Source organism: Microcoleus sp. CAWBG640, assembly GCF_020883015.1.
Lineage (GTDB): Bacteria > Cyanobacteriota > Cyanobacteriia > Cyanobacteriales > Microcoleaceae > Microcoleus > Microcoleus anatoxicus.
The window spans coordinates 1-2,481 of sequence record NZ_JAHRFC010000196.1; the positions used below are offsets into that span (position 1 = coordinate 1).

Genomic DNA, 2,481 nt, shown 5'->3' on the forward strand with positions numbered 1-2,481 from the left:
TAGTTCTTGTTGACCAACCGTTGAAACCCTTATTAAAGCGTTGGTTTCGGGAGTTGAGCCCCTTAAAGGGCTCAACTCCCGAAACCAAGCGGGGGAAGGGATTGGAATTATTGGAGATGTCTATTCTTCGTCTCCTCCTTCCAGGTCTTCTGCTGTCCAATGAGTTAATGTAGGGTGCGTCAGGTAAGATTATTTCCGATGCAAATCAACAATCTCAAAACTGACGCACCTCGCCAAACGGTGCGTCAGAAATATGCTTTCCGTACAACTTGAAAATCTCAAATCTGACGCACCCTACTAGACATCGCAAGAATTGCCTGTCTTGAATAGGCAGGATGCCTGTTCCACAATTATGGGAGATGTCTACTAGCTAAATCTAAACAGATTGAGCTACTTGATGACGGCTAGTCAATTTATCCAATTGAGTCACCAACAAACTCAGGAACAATCCCACATCAGTCACAACACCAGTAGATTCGATCGAACCCCGATCGCTCAATTTAGTCACCACCGCCGGATTAATGTCCACACAGACCATCTTCACACCAGCCGGAGTCATATTTCCCACACCAATAGAGTGCAGCATAGACGACAACATTAACACCATATCTGCACCGCGTAACAGTTCAGTATAATGTTCTTGAGCCTTAATTAAATCCATTTGCGTGTCAGGAAGTGGGCCGTCATCACGAATCGAACCAGCTAAAGAAAACGGTATATTGTTCTTGACGCACTCGTACATCACACCATTAGTAATCAGCCCTGCTTCCACAGCTTTAGCAATACTGCCATAACGCCGCACAGTGTTAATTATTTTCAAGTGGTGTCGGTGTCCACCGCGCACAGCAACACCCCGTTTCATGTCAACCCCCAAAGAAGTTCCCATGTTCGATTGTTCCATGTCATGCACCGCGATCGCATTTCCACCCAACAACGCTTGCACGTAACCTTCCCGAATCAAATGCGCTAAATGTTCGCCACCGCCAGTATGAATGACCACAGGTCCTGCGGTAACAACAACTTTACCACCGCGATCGCGAATTTGGCGCAATTCCCACGCTACTTGTTCCACCACCAATTCGACGCGGCGTTCGCTAGAAACACTCCCGGACATAAAACTAAATTCCTGAGAATTCCGCTGTTCCCGCGATTCTGTTTTGCGAATAGTGCGAATGCCAACCACATCCACAACCACCTTTTCTCCTACTTTTAAATCCCGCAATAATTTGCAGGTGGCGACTGGGCCATCAGCAGTTTCAGTAATTGCTACTGCCCCATCCATCCGCTGATTTTGCGCTTTCACCCACTGGTTATTTACCCGCACTTCCGTCGGATAAATCGTACTCACATAAAAGTCGTCCGGTCCAACGCCATCTTGCACTACAGGTTCTAAAATAGCATCGCAAATCTCTTGTGGTGGAGGCACTGCACCCAAGTCGATCAGCATTCCCATCATTTCTTCCATCACATCATGGGAAGGAGCCGAAACTTTAACGTCAGCACTGGATGTGCTTTGACGCTGCTCTCCCAGATTAAAATTCAGCACTTGGAAACTGCCACCAAGATCGACAATTAAGTCCAAAGCACGACTAATTAAACCAGCATCCAGCAAGTGACCTTCCATGCGAATTGTGCGGCTTTCTACCATCACATTTGCCGATCGATCTTCTTGAATCGGTTCCGTTACCCGCAATGTCAAACACTTACAAGCACCGCCAGCTTTCAGAAATTCACTCATCGGGGTTTCAATTACTTTAAACCCAGCTTTAGTGATGCGTGTTTTCAAGCCTTCGCTGACCTTATTCATTACCACAACTTTGTCAATATTGACAGCATTACACGCAAAATTTGCGGCATCCGCTTCTTCAATGGCAATCCGTTTTTCCGGCGCTACCCGCATTTCAATTAAGCGGTTTGAGTAGGAATCAAAGGCTGCTGGGTAGTAGAGTAAATAGCCACCTGTGAGGGGACAAAAACAGGTATCTAAGTGATAAAAACGTTCGTCTACTAAACGCAGAGAAAGCACTTCGATATTCAGCCATTTGGCGAGCAATGGGTGAGAATCGAGTTCGGAACGGAAGCCGTATCCGGCCCACAACCAGCGGCCTTCGCGATCGAGCAAAGCATCGCCAGCACCCTCAAAGGGCAAGTCTTTCGGTAGTTCGTGAACCGTGAAACCTTTCTCCTCAAACCAGGCTTTGAAATAGGGTTCTTCGCCTTGACGTTCTTTGTGATAGAAACGACTCAGCACAAAGGTATTACCTAAAAGTAAACCCGCGTTGGCGGTGAAAACCATATCCGGCCAGCCTTTTTGAGGCGGTACGAGGTCTACAATGGCATTTTCTTTGAGGACGTGGTACAGTTTTTCCCACTGTTCGACGGCGCGATCGCGCGATGATTTGTGGACATTGCCCTCCATCCACGGATTAATCACGTAGTCCACATCGTAGTGGTCGGGAGCGCACATCAGAAAGCGAATTG

At 47.3% G+C, this 2,481-nt stretch carries 1 protein-coding gene; it reads right to left on the reverse strand.

All coding sequences use genetic code 11. The annotated features are described in order from the left end of the window. Positions 1-376: 376 nt before the first annotated feature. Entirely contained in the window at positions 377-2,479 is a 2,103-nt protein-coding gene (locus AAFP11_RS30185) for a TIGR00300 family protein (protein WP_341740310.1), read from the reverse strand. Between the last annotated feature and the right edge of the window lie 2 nt (positions 2,480-2,481).